The organism is Pseudomonas sp. HMSC063H08, from assembly GCF_001813645.1.
GTDB lineage: Bacteria > Pseudomonadota > Gammaproteobacteria > Pseudomonadales > Pseudomonadaceae > Pseudomonas > Pseudomonas aeruginosa.
In genome coordinates this window covers 106,049-126,338 of sequence record NZ_KV813465.1, presented here as the reverse complement: position 1 = coordinate 126,338, position 20,290 = coordinate 106,049, and the positions used below count along the sequence as shown (strand labels likewise).

General features: G+C 66.5%; 20 protein-coding genes. 8 read left to right on the top strand and 12 right to left on the bottom strand.

The annotated features are described in order from the left end of the window. Position 1: 1 nt before the first annotated feature. The 6 genes from lepA to rpoE form a co-directional block, all read right to left on the bottom strand. Positions 2 to 1,801, bottom strand: coding sequence for a translation elongation factor 4 (lepA, locus tag HMPREF2924_RS17620; protein WP_003085555.1), 1,800 nt, complete (start codon positions 1,799 to 1,801; stop codon positions 2 to 4). 149 nt (positions 1,802 to 1,950) lie between these two features. Further along, positions 1,951 to 3,375 (bottom strand): serine protease MucD, encoded by a 1,425-nt coding sequence (mucD, locus tag HMPREF2924_RS17615; RefSeq protein ID WP_004364147.1) that lies wholly within the window; start codon positions 3,373 to 3,375, stop codon positions 1,951 to 1,953. Between the two features lie 39 nt (positions 3,376 to 3,414). Further along, a complete protein-coding gene (mucC, locus tag HMPREF2924_RS17610) occupies positions 3,415 to 3,870 on the bottom strand; it encodes an alginate biosynthesis regulator MucC (protein ID WP_003110245.1) in 456 nt (151 codons plus the stop codon). Further along, complete coding sequence (mucB, locus tag HMPREF2924_RS17605; RefSeq protein ID WP_003085548.1) at positions 3,867 to 4,817, bottom strand: sigma factor AlgU regulator MucB; 951 nt, start codon at positions 4,815 to 4,817, stop codon at positions 3,867 to 3,869. Before mucB ends, mucC begins: the two co-directional genes overlap by 4 nt. Before the next feature lie 8 nt (positions 4,818 to 4,825). Further along, positions 4,826 to 5,410: an anti-sigma factor MucA gene (mucA, locus tag HMPREF2924_RS17600; protein WP_003101958.1), complete on the bottom strand. Its 585-nt coding sequence runs from the start codon at positions 5,408 to 5,410 to the stop codon at positions 4,826 to 4,828. A gap of 31 nt (positions 5,411 to 5,441) precedes the next feature. Next, positions 5,442 to 6,023, bottom strand: coding sequence for an RNA polymerase sigma factor RpoE/AlgU (rpoE, locus tag HMPREF2924_RS17595; RefSeq protein WP_003085543.1), 582 nt, complete (start codon positions 6,021 to 6,023; stop codon positions 5,442 to 5,444). Positions 6,024 to 6,431: 408 nt separating this feature from the next. Between rpoE and nadB the strand changes: the two genes are divergently transcribed. Beyond that, a complete protein-coding gene (gene nadB / locus HMPREF2924_RS17590) occupies positions 6,432 to 8,048 on the top strand; it encodes an L-aspartate oxidase (RefSeq protein WP_003110247.1) in 1,617 nt (538 codons plus the stop codon). Here nadB and HMPREF2924_RS17585 read toward each other — a convergent pair. Further along, a complete protein-coding gene (locus tag HMPREF2924_RS17585; RefSeq protein WP_003454678.1) occupies positions 8,017 to 8,469 on the bottom strand; it encodes a protein YgfX in 453 nt (150 codons plus the stop codon). The two genes, nadB and HMPREF2924_RS17585, sit on opposite strands and share 32 nt — an antisense overlap. Further along, positions 8,453 to 8,707, bottom strand: coding sequence for an FAD assembly factor SdhE (locus HMPREF2924_RS17580; protein ID WP_003085532.1), 255 nt, complete (start codon positions 8,705 to 8,707; stop codon positions 8,453 to 8,455). Before HMPREF2924_RS17580 ends, HMPREF2924_RS17585 begins: the two co-directional genes overlap by 17 nt. Positions 8,708 to 8,979: 272 nt before the next feature. On the opposite strand from HMPREF2924_RS17580, the gene HMPREF2924_RS17575 reads away from it, so the two are divergent. Both HMPREF2924_RS17575 and HMPREF2924_RS17570 read left to right on the top strand, forming a co-directional pair. Beyond that, entirely contained in the window at positions 8,980 to 9,924 is a 945-nt protein-coding gene (locus tag HMPREF2924_RS17575; RefSeq protein WP_003134361.1) for a CAF17-like 4Fe-4S cluster assembly/insertion protein YgfZ, read from the top strand. A 100-nt stretch (positions 9,925 to 10,024) separates the two neighbouring features. Then, positions 10,025 to 10,861: an HDOD domain-containing protein gene (locus HMPREF2924_RS17570; protein ID WP_003085528.1), complete on the top strand. Its 837-nt coding sequence runs from the start codon at positions 10,025 to 10,027 to the stop codon at positions 10,859 to 10,861. 7 nt (positions 10,862 to 10,868) lie between these two features. Here the strand turns inward: HMPREF2924_RS17570 and HMPREF2924_RS17565 are convergent, their stop codons facing one another. Beyond that, positions 10,869 to 12,251, bottom strand: a complete 1,383-nt coding sequence (locus HMPREF2924_RS17565; protein WP_003085526.1) for a sensor histidine kinase — start codon at positions 12,249 to 12,251, stop codon at positions 10,869 to 10,871. Beyond that, complete coding sequence (locus tag HMPREF2924_RS17560) at positions 12,244 to 12,915, bottom strand: response regulator (protein ID WP_003085524.1); 672 nt, start codon at positions 12,913 to 12,915, stop codon at positions 12,244 to 12,246. The genes HMPREF2924_RS17565 and HMPREF2924_RS17560 overlap by 8 nt, the downstream gene beginning before the upstream one ends. 210 nt (positions 12,916 to 13,125) lie before the next feature. On the opposite strand from HMPREF2924_RS17560, the gene HMPREF2924_RS17555 reads away from it, so the two are divergent. From HMPREF2924_RS17555 to HMPREF2924_RS17535, 5 genes are read left to right on the top strand one after another with little or no spacing between them, the layout of a single operon-like run. Next, the gene (locus tag HMPREF2924_RS17555) at positions 13,126 to 14,409 is read left to right on the top strand and encodes an OprD family porin (RefSeq protein WP_003134362.1); all 1,284 of its coding nucleotides are present in this window, start codon (positions 13,126 to 13,128) and stop codon (positions 14,407 to 14,409) included. Positions 14,410 to 14,438: 29 nt separating this feature from the next. Then, positions 14,439 to 15,422 (top strand): tripartite tricarboxylate transporter substrate binding protein, encoded by a 984-nt coding sequence (locus tag HMPREF2924_RS17550; protein ID WP_003085519.1) that lies wholly within the window; start codon positions 14,439 to 14,441, stop codon positions 15,420 to 15,422. Between the two features lie 48 nt (positions 15,423 to 15,470). Then, complete coding sequence (locus HMPREF2924_RS17545; protein ID WP_003085516.1) at positions 15,471 to 15,941, top strand: tripartite tricarboxylate transporter TctB family protein; 471 nt, start codon at positions 15,471 to 15,473, stop codon at positions 15,939 to 15,941. Between the two features lie 10 nt (positions 15,942 to 15,951). After that, entirely contained in the window at positions 15,952 to 17,469 is a 1,518-nt protein-coding gene (locus HMPREF2924_RS17540) for a tripartite tricarboxylate transporter permease (RefSeq protein WP_003085514.1), read from the top strand. Then, positions 17,462 to 18,499, top strand: a complete 1,038-nt coding sequence (locus HMPREF2924_RS17535; protein ID WP_003134364.1) for an AbrB family transcriptional regulator — start codon at positions 17,462 to 17,464, stop codon at positions 18,497 to 18,499. Before HMPREF2924_RS17540 ends, HMPREF2924_RS17535 begins: the two co-directional genes overlap by 8 nt. Positions 18,500 to 18,624: 125 nt before the next feature. Here the strand turns inward: HMPREF2924_RS17535 and ung are convergent, their stop codons facing one another. Both ung and HMPREF2924_RS17525 read right to left on the bottom strand, forming a co-directional pair. Then, a complete protein-coding gene (gene ung, locus HMPREF2924_RS17530; RefSeq protein ID WP_003134365.1) occupies positions 18,625 to 19,320 on the bottom strand; it encodes a uracil-DNA glycosylase in 696 nt (231 codons plus the stop codon). Between the two features lie 99 nt (positions 19,321 to 19,419). Next, the gene (locus HMPREF2924_RS17525) at positions 19,420 to 20,241 is read right to left on the bottom strand and encodes a VanW family protein (RefSeq protein WP_003134367.1); all 822 of its coding nucleotides are present in this window, start codon (positions 20,239 to 20,241) and stop codon (positions 19,420 to 19,422) included. Between the last annotated feature and the right edge of the window lie 49 nt (positions 20,242 to 20,290).

The following is a 20,290-nucleotide window of genomic DNA, read 5'->3' as shown; positions in this document are numbered from 1 at the left end:
TCTAGCTATCCACTTTGAGCACGGCGAGGAAGGCTTCCTGGGGAATTTCCACGCTACCGACCTGCTTCATCCTTTTCTTACCAGCCTTCTGCTTCTCCAGCAGCTTGCGTTTACGGCTCACGTCGCCACCGTAACACTTGGCCAGCACGTTCTTCCTGAGCGCCTTGACCGTCGAGCGGGCGATGATCTGCCCACCGATGGCTGCCTGGATCGCCACGTCGAACATCTGCCGCGGGATCAGTTCCTTCATTTTCTCCACCAGCTGGCGGCCCTTGTAGGGGGCGTTGTCGCGGTGGACGATCAGGGCGAGGGCGTCGACCTTCTCGCCATTGATCAGCACGTCGAGACGAACCAGGTTGGACGGCTCGAAACGATCGAAGCTGTAGTCCAGGGAAGCATAGCCGCGGCTGGTGGACTTGAGGCGATCGAAGAAGTCGAGCACCACCTCGTTCATCGGCAGGTCGTAGACCACCTGCACCTGGCCGCTGAGGAAGTGCATGTCGCGCTGCACGCCGCGCTTCTCGATGCACAGGGTGATCACGTTGCCCAGGTGGTCCTTGGGCACCAGGATGGTGGCGCGGCAGATCGGTTCGCGCATTTCCTGGATCGACGCCAGGTCCGGGAGCTTGGACGGGTTGTCGACGTAGATGATCTCGCCGTTCTTCTGCACGATCTCGAAGACCACCGTGGGCGCGGTGGTGATCAGGTCCAGGTCGTATTCGCGCTCCAGGCGCTCCTGGATGATCTCCATGTGCAGCATGCCGAGGAAGCCGCAACGGAAGCCGAAGCCCAGTGCTTCGGAGCTTTCCGGCTCGTATTGCAGCGACGAGTCGTTGAGGGTCAGCTTCTGCAGGGCGTCGCGGAAGTCCTCGAAATCGTCCGAGCTGACCGGGAACAGGCCCGCGTAGACCTGCGGCTTGACCCGCTTGAAGCCCGGCAGGACCTCGACGTCCGGCGTGTTGTTCAAGGTCAGCGTATCGCCCACCGGCGCGCCGTGGATATCCTTGATACCGGCGATGATGAAGCCCACCTCGCCCGCCTTCAGGTCGACGGTCTCGGTGTGCTTCGGAGTGAATACCCCGACGCTGTCCACCTGGTGGACCTTGCCGGTGGACTTCACCAGGATCTTGTCGCCCTTCTTCACCCGGCCGTTCTTCACCCGCACCAGCGAGACCACGCCGAGGTAGTTGTCGAACCAGGAGTCGATGATCAACGCCTGCAGCGGCGCCTCGATCTCGCCTTCCGGGGCGGGGATGGCGGTCACCAGGCGCTCCAGCACCTCCAGCACGCCCATCCCGCTCTTGGCGCTGCAGGCCACGGCGTCGGTGGCGTCGATGCCGATGATGCTCTCGATTTCCTCTTTCACCCGCTCCGGCTCGGCCTGGGGCAGGTCCATCTTGTTCAGCACGGGCATCACTTCCAGCCCCTGCTCGATGGCGGTATAGCAGTTGGCGACGGACTGCGCCTCGACGCCCTGGCCGGCGTCCACTACCAGCAGCGCGCCCTCGCAGGCGGCCAGCGAGCGGCTGACTTCGTAGGTGAAGTCGACGTGGCCGGGGGTATCGATGAAGTTGAGCTGGTAGGTCTTACCGTCCTGCGCCTTGTAGTGCAGGGTCACGCTGTGGGCCTTGATGGTGATCCCGCGCTCGCGCTCCAGGTCCATGGAGTCCAGGACCTGGGCCTCCATTTCGCGATCGGAGAGACCGCCGCACATCTGGATGAAGCGATCGGCCAGCGTCGACTTGCCATGGTCGATATGGGCAATGATGGAGAAATTGCGGATATGGCTCAGGTCGCTCACGGCTCAACACACTCGAAAAGGGCAAGGGCGGCAATCCGCCGAAAAATAGCCGGGGAGTTTACCTGATGCTCGGGCAAGGCGTCACGCAGGTAACGGATTGACGGGCATGAAAAAGGGCGGTGGAAACCGCCCTTTTTTCGCCAGCCGGCTTATTCGGCCAGCTTGAAGGTGATGAAGCTGGCGCGCCCCTGGCGCAGTACCCGCATCGAAACCGAACGGTTCTTCGGCAGGGCCTTGGCCACGTCGGCGAAGATCTTGGTCGAGGTCACCGCCTTGTTGTCCAGGTGGGTGATGACATCGCCCGGACGCAGGCCGATGACCGCGGCCGGACCGTCCTGGACTTCCTTGATCACCACGCCGCCCTGGATATCCAGGCTCTTGCGCTGCTCGGCGGTCAGGTCGGCGACGGTCACGCCCAGGCGGTTGCTGCTGCGCTCGGCGCCCGGAGCGCCCATCGAGGCGATTTCCTCGTCGTCGTCCGGAAGGCTGCCTACCGCCATGCTCAAGGACTTGCGCTGGCCGTTGCGAATCACGTCCAGGTTGATCTTGTCGCCCGGCTTCATGTTGCCCACCAGGTGCGGCAGGTCGGCGGACTCGTTGATCGACTGGCCGTTCAGGCTGAGGATCACATCGCCCACCTGCAGGCCGCCCTTGGCCGCCGGGCCGTCTTCCACCAGTTGCGCCACCAGCGCGCCGGACGGCTTGTCGAGGCCGAAGGACTCGGCGAGATCCTTGTTCACTTCCTGGATCACCACACCCAGCCAGCCGCGGCTGACCTTGCCGGCTTTCTTCAACTGGTCGGCGACGTTCAGCGCGACATCGATCGGGATGGCGAAGGACAGGCCCATGAAGCCGCCGGAACGGGTGAAGATCTGCGAGTTGATGCCGACCACTTCGCCCTCCAGGTTCAGCAGCGGACCGCCGGAGTTGCCCGGGTTGATCGCCACGTCGGTCTGGATGAAGGGTACGTAGCTCTCGTTCGGCAGGCTACGCCCCTTGGCACTGACGATACCGGCGGTGACCGAGTGATCGAAGCCGAACGGCGAACCGATGGCCAGGACCCATTCGCCCACTTTCAGCTTGTTCGAATCGCCCAGTTTCAGGGTCGGCAGGTTCTTCGCCTCGATCTTCAGCACCGCCACGTCGCTGCGCGGGTCCGCGCCGACCAGCTTGGCCTTGTGCTCGCTACGGTCGGACAGGCGCACCAGGATCTCGTCGGCATCGGCCACGACGTGATTGTTGGTGAGGATGTAGCCGTCGTTGGAGATGATGAAGCCGGAACCCAGCGATTGCGCCTCGCGCTGCTGGCCGCGCGGATTGCGCGGAACCTGCGGGATGCTGCGCTCGAGGAAGTCGCGGAACATCGGCGGCAGCCCTTCGAGGTCGGGGATCGACAGCTGCCCGCGCGCCATGGCGCGATCCGGCAGCTTCTGCCGCGTACTGATATTCACCACCGCCGGCGACGCCTGTTCGACCAAAGGCGTGAAGTCCGGCAGTTCTGCCCGGGCCGTCATCGCCAGGCTCAAGGCCAGCAAGGCCACCATCGCAGCCATACAGCGTTTTAGGGTATGCATCGACTACAGCTCCCGTGATGTTCGAGGGAAGAGAAAGACTCAGGCCGAATCGGACGGCCCGGAAATCAGCGCTCGCAGAACCACCGGCTGCGAGGCTGGATCATCGGCATGACGACGAGCATGCCGACGCACCAATAGCCAGGCCGCCAGCAAACCCGCCAGCCCGGACACGATGATCAGAGGTTCGACAAGGCCCGCCCGGGTCGCCAGCAATGCTGCCACGAAAAACCCGAGCAGAGGGAAAAGATAGAAGAGGACGGAGGCGCGCAACAACAGGTCTTCATGAATTCCTAGGACGACCGCATCGCCGACCCGCAGGCTCAGGTCGCTCAACGCGCGCACCCGGGCACGCCCCGCGCCGACGCCCAGGCGCTGCATCAGCCCCTGGCCGCAACCGGCATTGGCCGAGCAGGACGAGCAGGTACTGCGGCGCACGGTCTCGACCCATACCGCTCCCGGCTCGGTCGCCACCACTCGCCCCTGCTCCTCGATCATTTCTGGGCGGCGGCCTCGGGCCGGATGGACAGCGCCACCCGCTCGGCGGTGCCCAGCGGCACTTCGCCGACGACGGTCACCATCTGGCCGCCGTCATCGGTCTGCAGGCGCTTGGAAACCACCACGGTCGGGCCGAGCTGGCTGCGCGCGTCGCCAACCATGGCACCGTGCAGCGGCTCGATGAACACCGAGAATCGTGCCAGGCCATCGCCATAGGTCAGGCAGGCGACCGGATCGGGGGTGACCGGACTGCGACGCATGAAACTGCGGGTCAGGGTGAAACCTGGCGGCAGCCACTCCGAGCGCCAGGCCACGGCCTTCTCGCCGTCGGCCTTGGCCGGGCCGACGACCTGGCATTCGGCGCCCGCCTGCAACTGGTCTTCGGCAGGTGCCGCGCCGGTATTCAACTGGGTGAACTGGAAGCGCTCGAGCAACTGCCCCTTCTCGTTCAGCAGCAGCGATTTCAACGGCAGGCCGGTGTCGCGGTCCAGGTGCAGCTCGAAGCCGTAGCGATGCTGGTCGCGCGGGGTCACCGCGAGGACCACTGCCGGGCGGCCGGCGACACGGGATTCGCCGACCAGGCGCAGGTCGTACCAGGAAGCCAGTTGGGAAGGATCGAACTTGCGCACCGGCCACAGCTGGGCATCGGCCAGTTGGTCGGCAAGGCCGCCGCTGATGCACTGGGTGCGCCCATCGACCCGGACCACTTCCTGGCGCGCGCCGTCGAGCTGGAGCAGGCGCTCGCGAACCGCGCCATCGCTCTCCACGCGATGCCAGATCTCATGGGTGGAGAAGCTGCCATTGCGCTCGTAGACGAAGGTGCCTTGGAAACTGTTCTGGCGATCGGCCTCGGCGAGACGATTCAGCCAGTCGGAAGCGTCGGCAGCCTGAGTGGCGGGAACCGCCATCAGGCTGCCAAGCAAAAGCAACAGGGAGGTGGTGCGCATGTCTCTCCTCAGCGGTTTTCCAGGCTGGCTGCCCGAGCGTAGGGCAGCGCGCTCTCTGTACCACTGACGGCGGATTGTTGCACGTGCTGACGCAGGTAGATCGGCAGACGCTGCTCATGCCAGCGGGTATCGCTGGACGAGGAGTTGGTGATCACCTGCGGCGCCCCCTGCTCTTCGCTGTAGCCGGCCAGCACGGCCGGGCCTTTCACCTGCGGCAGGGCGATCTGCGGGGTGGTCCCCTGTTGCGCCATCTGCGGCAGGGCGTCGTTCTGGTTGTACAGACGCACGCCGGCCAGCACCGCCAGGGTCACCGAGGCAGCGACCGCCAGGCGACCGACCATCCGCCACGGCCCCTTCTCCGCTTTCGGCGGAGCGGCCTCGTCGGCCAGGGCAGCCGAGACCGCCGCAGCGATATCCAGCTTCGGCAGGGTAGGCTCGCGGTGCATGACGGACCGCGCCAACTGGTAGCGCGACCAGGTGGAACGCAGCTCGGCATCCTCGCCGCAAGCTGCGAGCACCCGCCGCAACTCGAGTTCATCCGCTTCGTTATCCATCACAGCGGACAGAGTTTCCTGCAGGGCTTCACGACTCATAGCGATACCTCTCTTGGCATTTGCCGCTGTGTCAGGCTTCTCGCAACAAAGGCTGCAGAGCTTTGTCGATTGCTTCACGAGCGCGGAAGATCCGCGACCGCACCGTCCCCACCGGACACTGCATCACGGTGGCGATATCTTCGTAACTCAAACCTTCGAACTCGCGCAGGGTCAGGGCCGTGCGCAAATCCTCGGGCAACTGCTGGATGGTCTGGTGCACGGTGGCCTCGATCTCATCCCGCAACATCGCCCGTTCCGGCGATTCGATGTCCTTCAGGGCGTGGTCGCCCTCGAAGAACTCCGCATCCTCTGCGGTCACATCGCTGTCCGGTGGCCGACGCCCGCGAGCGACCAGATGGTTCTTCGCGGTGTTGATGGCGATCCGATACAGCCAGGTATAAAAAGCACTATCGCCGCGGAAATTGCCGAGCGCGCGGTATGCCTTGATGAAGGCTTCCTGCGCTACGTCCTGGGCTTCCTGAGCGTCGTGCACGAACCGCACGATCAATCCCAGTATCTTGTGCTGGTATTTCAGTACCAGCAGATCGAAAGCCCGCTTGTCTCCGCGCTGTACCCGTTCAACCAGTTGCTGATCCTGTTCCTGGGTTAGCATGAAAGCTCCTCTTCGAACCTGGAGGAGCTTCGAGCGTCCCAGCGAATCGTCTTGCCAAGATAGACTCGGGCTTCTTGCAAAAGTTCTCCCCTCCAAGCATGCGTCACGAGTTTTTTCCTCGCTCGTGACGTGCGGCCCCGGACATCGTGTCCGGGCCCCGCGAAAATGGATTGCATCGGGCTCAGGGCCCGGCCTCTGTGCCGCTGGGTAGGCCAACCGGACGAGGTCTTCAGGCATCCTGCTTTGGAACCGATGCGTCTAAGAAAGTTCCAGCACTACATCGCCCCGCTCTGATGACGCCTGCCGATGACAGGCCCGCAGCTCATCCGCCGGACCGGCAGCGGGGGTGCGCTATTGTGCCGCCAGGCCCTTCTATATACTAGGGCTCCACCACGGGGAAATGCGGGCATGAGCCAACATTATCAACACGATGTACTGGTCATCGGCAGCGGCGCCGCCGGCCTGAGTCTGGCCCTGACCCTTCCGGAACACCTGCGCATCGCCGTCCTCAGCAAGGGCGAACTGTCGCAGGGCTCGACTTACTGGGCCCAGGGCGGCGTGGCCGCCGTGCTGGACGATACCGACACCGTGGAATCCCACGTCGAGGACACCCTGGTCGCCGGTGGCGGCCTGTGCCGCGAGGACGCGGTGCGCTTCACCGTGGAGCATAGCCGCGAAGCGATCCAGTGGCTGATCGAACAGGGGGTGCCCTTCACCCGCGACGAGCAGCACAACCACGAGGAAGGCAGCTTCGAATACCACCTGACCCGCGAAGGCGGGCACAGCCACCGGCGCATCATCCATGCCGCCGACGCCACCGGCGCCGCGATCTTCAATACCCTGCTGGCCCAGGCCCGGCGGCGACCGAACATCGAGTTGCTGTCGCAGCGAGTGGCGGTCGACCTGATCACCGAGCGCAAGCTAGGCCTGCCGAGCAAGCGCTGCCTGGGCGCCTACGTGCTGAATCGGGAAAGCGGCGAAGTCGATACCTTCCGTGCCCGCTTCAGCGTGCTGGCCTCCGGCGGCGCGAGCAAGGTCTACCTTTATACCAGCAATCCCGACGGCAACTCCGGCGACGGTATCGCCATGGCCTGGCGCGCCGGCTGCCGGGTCGGCAACCTGGAATTCAACCAGTTCCATCCGACCTGCCTGTACCACCCGCAGGCCAAGAGTTTCCTCATCACCGAGGCATTGCGCGGCGAAGGCGCCCTGCTCCGCCTGCCCAATGGCGAGCGTTTCATGCCGCGCTTCGATCCGCGTGGCGAACTGGCGCCCCGGGACATCGTGGCCCGCGCCATCGACCATGAAATGAAGCGCCTGGGGATCGACTGCGTCTACCTGGACATCAGCCACAAGCCGGCCGAGTTCATCAAGGCGCACTTCCCCACCGTCTACGAGCGCTGCCTGGACTTCGGCATCGACATTACCCAGCAACCGATCCCGGTAGTGCCAGCCGCGCACTATACCTGCGGCGGCGTGCTCGTCGACCAGCACGGGCATACCGACGTGCCAGGCCTCTACGCCATCGGCGAGACCACCTTCACCGGCCTGCACGGCGCCAATCGCATGGCCAGCAATTCGCTGCTGGAATGCTTCGTCTATGCCCGCTCTGCCGCCGCCGACATGCTCCAGCGCCTGCCCGGCACGCCCCTGCCGGAAAGCCTGCCGAGCTGGGACGCCAGCCAGGTCACCGACTCCGACGAGGACGTGATCATCGCGCACAACTGGGACGAACTGCGGCGTTTCATGTGGGACTACGTCGGTATCGTGCGCACCAACAAGCGCCTGCAGCGCGCCCAGCACCGGGTGCGCCTGCTGCTCAGCGAGATCGACGAGTTCTACAGCAACTACAAGGTCAGCCGCGACCTGATCGAGTTGCGCAACCTGGCACTGGTCGCCGAACTGATCATCCGCTCGGCCATGCAGCGCCGCGAAAGCCGGGGCCTGCACTACACGCTGGATTATCCGGACCTGCTGCCCGAAGCCCGCGACACTATCCTGGTGCCGCCCATCTACGGCGACTGAAGCGCAGGCGGACACGCAGGCGCCGATGGCTGTCGGCGCCCAACGCATCGGCCGGGATACAGCAGCCAAGGATGCGCCAGCGGCCCGGCAGGCGCACGCGCAGTACGATCAGCCAGGGCAGCGCCAGGCTGTCAGGGCGCAATTGCACCGCTTGCCAGCCGCTTCCGGCGCTCCACAGCTGCCAGCCCCGCTCGTCATGGCGCAACCCACGGAAGGCCCGCGAGCCGCGCAGCAGTACCTGGCGGTACAGCCCCCAGGCACCGTAGGCCAGGCAGACCAGCGCCAGCGGCGGCTTCAGCCAGACCGGCAGCGCCGCCAGCAGGATCGACAGCAGCGCCAGGGCCCACAGTGCCAGGCTCGCCGCCAGCAGGATCGGAGAGACCCGCCAGCGGCATTCGAACGGCTCAATCCGGCTGGACACGGTCCAGGATCATCCGCACCATCCGCCGCAGGTCGGCGTCTTCCGGCTCGCCGCGCTGCATGAACCAACCGAACATGTCCTGGTCCTCGCACTCCAGCAGCTTGCGGAAGCGCGCCTGGTCCTCGGCGTCCAGGCCCGGGTAAACCTCCTGCACGAAAGGCACCAGCAGCACATCCAGTTCCAGCATGCCGCGACGGCTGTGCCAGTAGAGTCGTTTCAGTTCGGTTTCATCTGCCATGTTCGGGCTCCTCGAAAACGCCCGGCATTATAGGGCGGTTGCGCTCGAATGGCGCGGCCCGATGACGAGGCGTCGCTCCGCCGGCGTCCGCCCTTGGTCGTATTGCCCGGCAAACCAAGGGCATCCGCGCGGGACGCAGGCCCATGCCGACGGCGGCCTCGGAAGTGTCCGACAACCGTCAAGGCGGATGCGCCAGGCATTCTTGCCCGCTGACAAGCCTCGGACCGAGTTCTATGATGACGGTCCTGACTGACTGACCGCGCAGCATCGCAATGGCCGACCCCGCTTTCCACACCCCGCTAGTCCATGAAGGCATCCTCGCCGTCCGCGGCCCGGACGCCGCCAAATTCCTCCAGGGCCAGTTGACCTGCAACCTCGCCTACCTGAACGACGAGACCTCCGGCCTCGGCGGCCGCTGCAACATCAAGGGCCGCCTGCTATCGAGCTTCCGCATCCTGCCCGAGGGCGACGGCCTGCTGCTGGCGATGGCCGGCGAGCTGCTCGAGGCCCAGTTGGCGGACCTGAAGAAATACGCCGTATTCTCCAAGGCCAGCCTTGCCGACGAGAGCGCGGCCTGGCTCCGCATAGGCTTGCGCGACGCCAGCGAGGCACTGCGCGCCCTGGGGATAGACACCCCGGCGGAGAGCGGCAGGATCGCCCGCCACGGCGACCTGCTCGCCGTCGCCCTGGGCGACGCCCGCGTCGAGCTATGGGTTCCGGCGCAGCGCGCCGAGGCGGTGCTTGCCACGCTCCGCGAGCACAGCCGCGAGGCGCCGCTCGACGATTGGCTGCTCGGCCAGGTGCGCGCCGGCGTCGGCCAGGTGTTCGGCGCTACCCGCGAGCTGTTCATCCCACAGATGATCAACCTGCAGGCGGTCGGCGGGGTCAGCTTCAAGAAGGGCTGCTATACCGGCCAGGAAATCGTCGCCCGCATGCAGTATCTCGGCCGCCTCAAGCGCCGCCTGTATCGCCTGGCGCTGGGCGGAGACGAGGTGCCGGCGCCCGGCACCGGGCTGTTCTCGCCGGTCCATTCCACCAGCGTCGGCGAAGTGGTACTGGCCGCCCGTACGCCGGAGAACAGCGTGGAATTGCTCGCCGTGCTGCAGGACGACGCCGTCGCCGACGGCCGGATCAGCCTCGGAAGCGCCGAAGGAGCGCCGCTCGTCCTCCTCAATCTGCCTTACACGCTGGACAGCGACCGCGAAATCCAGCGCTGACCGTAAACTGTGCCTCGCCGTCCGCGGACGGCCCGCCAGTATTCCCATGGCCGGTGCACGTACAGCGTGCTCCGGCCATTGCGTTTTCAAAGGAAATGCCATGAGCAAGCTTGCCGACAAAGTCCAACAGGACCTGATCCGCGCCATCGATCAGGATGAACTGGTGCTGCCGACCCTGCCCGAGGTGGCCCTGCAGGTCCGTGAGGCGGCGGAAGACCCGGATGTCAGCATCCAGGCCCTGAGCAAGGTGATCGGCAACGACGCGGCGCTGACCGCGCGCATCATCCGCGTGGTGAACAGTCCGCTGCTGCGCAGCCCGAAGGAAATCACCGACCTGCAGATGGCGATCAGCCGGCTGGGCATCAACTACACCTGCAACCTGGCCACCGGCCTGGCCATGGAGCAGATGTTCCAGGCCACCACCGACGTGGTCGACCGCAAGATGCGCGAAGTCTGGAACAAGAGCACCGAGATCGCCGGCATCTGCCACGTGCTGGCCCGTCACTACACCCGCCTGGCGCCGGACCAGGCGACCCTGGCCGGGCTGGTGCACCAGATCGGCGTGCTGCCGATCCTCACCTACGCCGAGGATCACAACGAGCTGCTGTCGGACTCCATCAGCCTGAGCCACGTGATCGAGCGCATCCATCCGCTGATCGGCGAGCGCATCCTCAAAGCCTGGGATTTCCCCGCGCCGATCGCCGAGGTCCCGCGCCAGCACCTGGACTTCACCCGCAACTCGCCGCGCGCCGACTATACCGACCTGGTCCAGGTCGCCACCCTGCAGAGCTACCTTGGCAGCGAGCATCCCTATACCCGCCTGGACTGGAGCCAGATCCCGGCGTTCGCCAAGCTCGGCCTCGAACCGACCGTCGACATGAAGGAAGACGAGGACCTCTCCAGCGCCCTGGAAGCCGCCACCAGCATGCTGCAATAGGCCCGCCCTACTCCGCCGGGAAGCGCACCCGCACCAGCAAGCCGCCCAGTTCGCCCTGGTCGAGCTGGATCTGCGCCCGGTGCGCCCGGCAGACCTCGCCGACGATCGCCAGCCCCAGGCCGCTGCCGGGGCTGTCGCCGCGCCGGTAGAAGCGCTGGAAGACCCGCTCGCGGTCGGCGGCGGGAATTCCCGGACCATCGTCTTCCACTTCCAGCACTCCCCCCTCCAGCACCCTGAGGATCACGTTGCCGCCCTGCGGGGTGTGCGCCAGCGCGTTGTCCAGCAGGTTGCTGAGCAATTCGTTGAGCAGCGTCGGTTCACCCTGGATCCACACCGGCCCGGCGCTTTCCAGCGCCAGCGAGGCTCCCCGCGCATAGGCCAGCGGCGCCAGCGCCAGGCCCAGTTCCCGGGCCAGGGCGGTCAGGTCGATACGCTCGGCGCCGCCCTCGGCGATGGCCTGGGCGCCGCTTTCGATGCGCGCCAGGGAGAGCAGCTGGTTGGCCAGATGGATCAGGCGGTCGGTGTTCTTCGCCGTGGTCTCCAGGGTCGAACGCCAGGCTTCCGGCTCCTGCTCGCGCAGGCCCAGTTCCAGGCGCGCCTTGAGCGCCGCCAGCGGCGTGCGCAACTCGTGGGCGGCATCGGCGATGAACTGCGACTGCCGCTCGAACAGGCTGCGCAGGCGCTGGGTGAAGTGGTTCAGCGACTCCACCAGCGGCCGCAATTCATGCTGGACCTCGAGCATCGGCAACGGCCGCAGGTCGTCCGGCTGGCGCTCTTCCACCTCGCGGCGCAGGCGATCCAGCGGACGCAGCGCGGCGCTCACCGCCAGCCACACCAGCACCAGCGCGCCGACGCCGAGGACGCCCAGGCGCAACAGGGTATCGGTCATCAGGCTGCGCGCCATGCGCTCGCGGGCGCCTTCGGTCTCGGCCACGCGGATCTCCGCCATGCCGCTCATGCTCGGTTCGCTGACCGGCTGCAGCAGGCTCACCACGCGTACGTCGACGCCCTGGTAGACGCCGTCGTAGAACTTCGCCAAGGCCGGGTAGTCGTCGGTGCGCAGGGTCTCGGCGGGTGCTGCCGGAAGATTCTCGTAGCCGGAGATCATCCGACCATGGATGTCGTTGACCTGGTAGAAGATCCGCCCGGCGCTGTCGTAGGCGAAGGTATCCAGCGCCACGTAGGGGACGTCGGCGCGCAGGGTGCCGTCCTTCTCGTAGAGCCCGTCGGCGATCGCCCGCGCCGAGGCCAGCAAGGTCCGGTCGTAGGCGGTGTCGGCCACCTCGCGGCCGTTCCAGTAGGCGCTCAGGCCGCTCGCCAGGAGCACCAGCAGCAGGAGCAGGGCCAGCCACAGCAGCAGCCGTCCGCGCAGACTGCCGGCATCAGTCACCCTGCGCCTCCAGCAGGTAGCCGAGGCCGCGGAAGGTGACGATGCGCACGGCGCCGCCTTCCAGCTTCTTGCGCAGGCGGTGGACGTAGATCTCGATGGCGTCGGCGCTGGCCTCCTCGTCCAGGCCGAAGACCTGGGCGGCCAGTTGCTCCTTGCTCATCACCCGCCCCGGACGGGCGATCATCGCTTCCAGCACCGCCTGTTCCCGCGAGGTCAGGGTCAGCGGCTGCTCGTCGAGGCTGAAGCGCCGAGTGCCGAGGTCGTAGACCAGGGCGCCGCAGCGCTGCAACTGTTCGCCGCCGAGCACGCTGCGGCGCAGCAGGGCCTTGACCCGCGCCTCCAGCTCGGACAGTTCGAAAGGCTTTGCCAGGTAGTCGTCGGCGCCGAGATTGAGGCCGTGCACCCGGTCCTTCACCTCGCCGCGCGCAGTCAGCATCAGCACCGGCAAGGTCTTGCCGCGCCCGCGCAGGCGCGCTAGCACCTCGAAGCCGTCCATCCGCGGCAGGCCGACGTCGAGAATCGCCAGGGCGTACTCCTCGCTGGCCAGGGCCAGGTCGGCGGCCACCCCGTCCTGCAGCAGGTCTACCGTCCAGCCAGCGCCCTTGAGCGCCTGGACCACGCTTTCGGCGAGCTGCGGATGATCTTCCACCAGAAGGATGCGCATGGACGGTTCTCCACCACCGGATGAGGGCACAAGAGGCGAAGTGTACCGGGGAAAACCCTCCGGTAAATGGCTTCTCTGCCACCGGGGATTGCTGAAAGCCTGGCGAAAGCTTGGCGTCTTAGGATCAATCGATGGACGGCGCAGATCGTCCGCCAAAACGCCCTGCAGCGTGGTGCTCGGCGTACAAGAACAAGAATCGGAGACCACTGCATGTCGACTTCCCTGCCGCAGGCCGCAAGGTCTGTACGTTTGTCCCGCAGCACCACCCTGACCACCACCGCCGTCGTGCTCGCCGGCATCGCGCCCCTGGGCAACGCCGCCGGCTTCCTCGAAGACAGCAAGGCCAGCCTGGAAACCCGCAACTTCTATATGAACCGCGACTTTCGCGACGGCCCCGGCCAGTCCAAGCGCGAGGAGTGGGCGCAAGGCTTCATCCTCAACCTGCAGTCCGGCTACACCCAGGGCACCGTCGGCTTCGGCCTCGACGCCATGGGCATGCTCGGCGTCAAGCTCGACTCCGGCCGCGGCCGCAGCGGTACCGGACTGCTGCCGAAGGATTCCGACGGCCGCGCGCCGGACACCTACTCGAAACTGGGCCTGACCGCCAAGGTCAAGGTCTCGCAGAGCGAGCTGAAGGTCGGCACGCTGATTCCGAAGCTGCCATCGGTACAACCGAACAACGGGCGGATCTTCCCGCAGATATTCGAAGGCGCGCTGCTCACCTCGAAGGAGATCAAGGACCTCGGCTTCACCGCCGGGCGCCTGGAAAAGACCAAGATCCGCGACTCCAGCGACTCCGAGGACCTCGCGCTGAACGACAAGAACGGCCGCTTCGCCGGGGTCAGCGCCGATCACTTCGACCTCGGCGGACTGGACTACAAGCTCACCGACCAACTCACCGCCAGCTATCACTACAGCAACCTGCAGGACGTCTACCGCCAGCACTTCGTCGGCCTGCTGCACAGCTGGCCGATCGGTCCCGGCGAACTGACCAGCGACCTGCGCTTCGCCCGCAGCACCGACAGCGGCTCGGCCAAGGCCGGCGGCATCGACAACAAGTCGCTCAACGGCATGTTCACCTACAGCCTTGGCAACCATGCCTTCGGCGCGGCCTGGCAGCGAATGAACGGCGACGACGCCTTCCCCTACCTGGAAGGCAGCAACCCGTACCTGGTCAACTTCGTCCAGGTCAACGACTTCGCCGGCCCCAAGGAGCGCTCCTGGCAACTGCGCTACGACTACGACTTCGTCGGCCTCGGCATTCCCGGCCTGACCTTCATGACCCGCTACGTCAAGGGCGACAATGTCGAACTCGCCGGGCAGCGCGGCGAAGGCCGCGAATGGGAACGCAACACCGAACTGCAGTACGTGTTCCAGAGCGGCGCGCTGAAGAACCTCGGAATCCGCTGGCGCAACGCGACCTTCCGTTCCAATTTCACCCGCGACATCGATGAGAACCGCCTGATCGTCAGCTATACCCTGCCGATCTGGTAAGCCAGAACAAGAACTCCACAGGAGCACCGATGATGATGAAACTGTCTTTTCGTCCCCTCGCCTTGGTTGCCGCCGGCCTGCTGCTGGCCGGCGCCGCCGTGGCCGAACCCAAGCGTCCCGAATGCATCGCCCCGGCGTCCCCCGGCGGCGGTTTCGACCTCACCTGCAAGCTGGCGCAGAGCGCCCTGGTCGAGGCCAAGCTGCTGAGCAAGCCGATGCGCGTCACCTACATGCCCGGCGGCGTCGGCGCGGTCGCCTATAACGCGGTGGTCGCCCAACGCCCCGGCGACGCCGGCACCATCACCGCCTTCTCCAGCGGCTCGCTGCTGAACCTGGCCCAGGGCAAGTTCGGCCGCTTCGACGAGAACGCGGTGAAATGGCTGGCCGCCATCGGCACCAGCTACGGCGCCATCGCGGTGCGCACCGACTCGCCCTACAAGAACCTCGACGACCTGGTGAAGGCGCTCAAGGCCGACCCGAGCAAGGTGGTGATCGGCTCCGGCGGCACCGTCGGCAGCCAGGACTGGATGCAGACCGCGCTGATCGCCAAGGCCGCCGGGATCAATCCGCGCGACCTGCGCTACGTGGCCCTGGAAGGCGGCGGCGAGATCGCCACCGCGCTGCTCGGCGGGCACATCCAGGTCGGCAGCACCGACATTTCCGACTCCATGCCGCACATCCTCAGCGGCGACATGCGCCTGCTCGCGGTGTTCTCCGAAGAACGCCTGCCGGAGGCCGCGATGGCCAACATCCCCACCGCCAAGGAACAGGGCTACGACATCGTCTGGCCAGTGGTTCGCGGGTTCTACCTCGGGCCGAAGGTCAGCGACGAAGACTACGCCTGGTGGAAGAACGCCTTCGACCAACTGCTGGCCTCCGAGGACTTCGCCAAGCTGCGCGACCAGCGCGAGCTGTTCCCCTTCGCCATGACCGGCGAGGAACTCGACGGCTACGTGAAGCAGCAGGTCCAGCAGTACAAGCAACTGGCCAAGGACTTCGGCCTGATCCAGTAAGCCAGCCCGCGCGCGGCCGGGCCCCGGCCGCGCCACGAGGATAGTCCCATGACCCGTTCCAACCTGTACCAGCGCCTGTTCGCCGGGCTCTGGCTGCTCGCCTGCGTCGGCCTGGCGGTCGCCGGCTGGCGTTACCAGGCGCCGTTTTCCTACGAACCGGTCGGCCCGCGCGCCTACCCGCTGCTCTGCCTGGCGCTGATGGGCGCCGGCCTGGCCTGGTTGATCGTGCGGCCGACGCCGATCCGCCACGCCGAGGACGAACAGCCGCTGAGCGGCGCCGTGCTGCTCAAGGTGCTCGCCTGCATCGCCCTGCTGCTGGTGTTCGCCGGTCTATTCGAAGCGCTCGGTTTCATCCTCAGCGCCGCCCTGGTCGGCTCCTGCATGGCCATTCTCTACGGCGCCCGGCCACTGCCCGCGGTGATCACCGCGAGCCTGCTCGGGATCGGCCTCTACTGGCTGTTCGACCGCGCCCTGGACGTCCCGCTGCCGCTGGGCGTTCTCGACTTCCTGCCGCTGTGAGGACTTCGCGATGGAAACCTTGAACTACCTCGGCCAGGGCTTCGGCGTCGCGATGACCCCGACCAACCTGATCACCGCGCTGATCGGCACCCTGATCGGCACTATCGTCGGCCTGCTGCCGGGCCTCGGCCCGATCAACGGCGTGGCGCTGCTGATCCCGGTGGCCTTCGCCCTGGGCCTGCCGCCGGAAACCGCGCTGATCCTGCTCGCCGCCGTGTACCTGGGCTGCGAGTACGGCGGGCGGATCAGCTCGATCCTGCTCAACATCCCCGGCGAAGCCTCGACCGTGATGACCACCCTCGACGGCTACCCGATGGCACGCAAGGGCCTGGCCGGCGTGGCCCTGTCGCTGTCGGCCTGGAGTTCCTTCATCGGCGCCTTCATCGCCACCTGCGGGATGGTCCTGTTCGCCCCGCTGCTGGCCAAGTGGGCGATCGCCTTCGGTCCGGCGGAATACTTCGTACTGATGGTCTTCGCCATCGTCTGCCTCGGCGGCATGGCCGGCGACAAGCCACTGAAGACGCTGCTGGCGGCGTTGCTCGGGCTGTTCCTGTCCTGCGTCGGGATCGACGCCAACAGTGGCGTGTACCGCTTCACCGGGGACAGCATCCACCTCGCCGACGGCATCCAGTTCGTGGTCCTGGTACTGGGTCTGTTCTCGGTCAGCGAGATTCTCCTGCTGCTGGAAAAGACCCACCACGGCCAGGAAGCGGTCAAGGCCACCGGGCGGATGATGTTCAACTTCAAGGAAGCCGCCAGCGTATTCCTGGTCAACCTGCGCTGCGGCGTGCTCGGCTTCGTCATGGGCGTGCTGCCCGGCGCCGGCGCGACCCTGGCCAGCGCCGTGGCCTACATGACCGAGAAGAAGCTGGCCGGCGCCAAGGGCGAGTTCGGCAAGGGCGACATGCGCGGCCTCGCTGCCCCGGAGACCGCCATTGGCGGCGCGGCCTGCGGCGCCATGGTGCCGATGCTGACCCTCGGCGTGCCCGGTTCGGGCACCACTGCGGTGATGATCGGCGCCCTGACCCTGTACAACATCACTCCCGGCCCGCTGCTGTTCCAGCAGCAACCGGACATCGTCTGGGGCCTGATCGCCTCGCTGTTCATCGCCAACGTCATGCTGATCATCCTCAACGTGCCGATGGTCCGTGTGTTCACCCGCATCCTCGCGGTGCCGAACTGGGCCCTGGTGCCGGCCATCGCGATCATCACCGGGATCGGCGTGTACGGCGTGCACGCGACTACCTTCGACCTGTTCCTGATGGTCGGCATCGGCGTGCTCGGCTACATCCTGCGCAAGCTCGACTTCCCGCTCTCGCCGCTGCTGCTGGGCTTCATCCTCGGCGGGCTGATGGAGCAGAACCTGCGCCGCGCGCTGTCGATCTCCAACGGCGAACTGGGCATCCTCTGGTCGAGCCCGATCAGCCTGGTGACCTGGGCCCTGGTGGTGGTGATGCTGCTGTTGCCGCTGGTCCGTGCCTGGCGCCGCCGCGCGACCCGTCGCGCGACAGGGCTGGCCGATGCCTGAGCGCGTCACCTGGAGGCTGTACTGGGCGACGCCGTTGGTCGGCGCCCTTGGCGGCTGGCTGGCAAGCCTGGTCGGCTGGCCGCTGCCGTGGATGATCGGCTCGCTGCTGGCGGTGATGCTGGTGCGCTGCCTGGCCGACCTGCCGCTGGCCGAAGTGCCGGGGGCACGCAAGTGCGGGCAATGGATCGTCGGCATCGGCATCGGCCTGCACTTCACCCCGGCAGTGATCGAGCAAGTGCTGGCGCACAGCGCGATCATCGTTTTCGGCGCCGTGGCCACCACGCTTTCCAGCGTACTGGCGATCGCCTTCATGCGCCGCAGCGGCGAGGACCGCGCCACCGCGTTCTTCGCCAGCATGCCCGGCGGCGCCAGCGAGATGGTCAACCTCGGGCAGCGCCACGGCGCGGTGCTCAGCCGCGTCGCCGCAGCGCAGAGCCTGCGCCTGTTGCTGGTGGTGCTGCTGGTGCCGGCGGCGTTCCAGTACCTGCTCGGCGGCGGCCAGCCGGGCCCGCACCAGGCCGCGCCGGTGGACTGGCGCTGGCTGGCCCTGCTGTTCCCGGCCGGGGCGCTGGTCGCGCTGGGCTGGCAGAAGTTGCGCCAACCCAATCCCTGGCTACTCGGCCCGCTGCTGCTGGCGGCCAGCGTCAGCCTCGGCTTCGACCTGCATATCGGCCTGCCGGCCGGTTCCAGCGGCGTTGGCCAATGGCTGATCGGCAGCGCCCTGGGTTGCCATTTCAACCGCAGTTTCTTTCGCAGCGCTCCGGCCTTCGTCAGTCGCACCCTGGTCTGCACGCTGTGGATGATGTTCGCCGCGGCGCTCGCCGCCGAGTTGCTCGGCTGGCTGACCACCCTCGACCACCAGTCGCTGATGCTCGGCATGATGCCCGGCGGCATCGCCGAGCTGAGCCTGACCGCCGAAGCCTTGCAGCTCTCGGTGCCGCTGGTCACCGCCCTGCAGGTGCTGCGGCTATTGCTGGTGCTGTTCCTCGCCGAGCCGTGCTTCCGCTACTGGAGGAAGCGCGCCGGCTGATCGAGCCACGCCGCCACACTGGATGTGTGGCGTTTTCCAGCCCGCCTCGTGCGGGCTTTTTTATTCCGCGCGCGGCCAGAGGGCACACAGCGGCGCCCGCCATGTGAAGAGCTGGGCGACAGTGGTCAGAGGTCCGGCAGCGACCAGTCGATAGGCGTCTTGCCGTTCTGCTCGAGGAACTTGTTGGTGCGGCTGAAGTGACCGTTGCCGAGGAAACCGCGGTAGGCCGACAACGGCGACGGGTGCGCCGACTTGAGGATCAGGTGGCGCTGCGGGTCGATCAGCTTCTGCTTGCTCTGCGCGTGGCTGCCCCAGAGCAGGAACACCAGGCGCTCGCAACGCTCGTTGACCACCTCGATGACGCGGTCGGTGAACGGCTGCCAGCCGGCATTGGCGTGGGAGCCGGCCTTGGCCTGCTCGACGGTCAGCGAGGTGTTGAGCAACAGCACGCCCTGCTCCGCCCAGCGCTGCAGGTAGCCGTTGTTGGGAATCGGGATGTTCAGGTCGCGGTTGAGTTCCTTGTAGATGTTCTGCAAGGACGGCGGCGTCGGCACGCCGGGCTGCACCGAGAAGCAAAGGCCGTGGGCCTGGCCCGGCCCGTGGTAGGGATCCTGGCCGATGATCACCACCTTGACGTTCTCCAGCGGCGTGGTGTTCAGCGCGTTGAAGATCAACGGCCCGGGCGGGAAGATCGCCTTGCCGGCGGCTTTCTCCTGGCGCAGGAACTCGCCCAGTTGCTTCATGTAGGGCTTGTCGAATTCCTCGCGCAGCGCTTCCTTCCAGCTCGACTCGAGCTTGATGCGGTCGTCGTTATCGGTCATGGAACCCCCTGTCTCGGTACTGAAAAAGTCGTCCGGCCTTTTTCAGAAGGTCGCCGACAGCCTGTGGCCGCGGAACCGTAGAAAAGCGCGCCGCGCTTGTCAATCTCGGGACAGGCGGGCCTCCTCCAGCGGATACTTCACGCGCACCCGATTGCGGTACAGGCACTCGCTGGCCAGCAGGGTGCCGGCCTGGCCCTTTTCCCGGATGTCGCGCCAGATCTCGTTGAGCCTCAGCACTGCCTCGCCGTCGCGGACAAAACGCTGGGCCCTCTCGTAGACGTGGTAGCGCACAGGGCGCGGCGCGCTGCACAGCAGTTCGCCTTCCAGTTGGTGGGCGGCGATATGGAAGCGCAACTGGAAGGTTTCCGCCGTCGGATTGTGCAGCACCAGGTCGATGAAGTTGTAGAAGATCGCCGCGCCCGAGCCGAACGGCAGGATCCGTCCCTCGTCGGGAAACGGGTCGAAGCTGTGGTTGGCCCGCTCCACCACGCGCAGCGGCGAATGCAGGGCCATCCAGTGGATCAGGTTGCTCAGTTGGCAGATGCCGCCGCCGATTCCGCTGCGCGCCTCGCCGAAGGACAGCTCCATGCCTTCGACGAAGCCACGCCGGGCGCTGGGCCGACCGACCAGCCGGCAGAACGAGAAGTACTCGCCGGGGCCGATGCGCACGCCGTTCATGCAGTCCACCGCCAGGCGCAGGTTGACCACCTTGTTGCGTTGCAGGGCGAGGTCGCTGTCGCCGAGGCGGCGGATCAACTTCGAGGTGTGCTTGATGTAGCGGTACGGCAGGCGCTCGTCGACCGATGGCAGCCGCACGTAGCGACGGCCGCCAAGACGCCAGCGGCAGTGCCGCCAGAGACGTCGTTGCCAGACCCGCAGCCAGTAGAGCCAGGGGTGGTAGAGCGATAGGGGTTTGCGCATCGACGATCCTTGTCGGTCTCGGCCCACGGGCCGGAGGCAGCATTATGCC